This is a genomic window from Oleiphilus sp. HI0043 (assembly GCF_001634935.1).
On record NZ_LWEY01001195.1, the window covers coordinates 1 to 329 of the forward strand.

The 329-nt window shown below is 44.4% G+C and carries 1 protein-coding gene; it reads left to right on the forward strand.

Going from position 1 to position 329, the window contains the following annotated elements:
- On the forward strand, nucleotides 1-161 hold a 161-nt coding region (locus A3729_RS30905), incomplete at its 5' end, for a transposase domain-containing protein (protein ID WP_197475855.1).
- Between the last annotated feature and the right edge of the window lie 168 nt (nucleotides 162-329).

Genomic DNA, 329 nt, shown 5'->3' on the forward strand with positions numbered 1-329 from the left:
ATGCCAGCAGTGTACTTTACAGTATTGTTGAAACAGCAAAAGCGAATAACCTCGTGCCATTCGATTATCTGCATCAGATTCTTAACGTATTGAGCGAGCGTGACGATGATGACACTCTGACAGCTCTGTTGCCCTGGAATGTTAGTTTAGAAGTTAGATGACAGGTGTGCTTCGCGTGACGCTTACAAAATTACGGCCAATATTCGCTAAGTGAAGCTTCTTCTATATGCTGTATGTATAAACAGTATCAAGGAGGATGCTCATGTCACCGGCAAGGAATGTCTGGGCGAGTCAAGCACCATACTATGAACGCCATCAGCCCGAAAAGA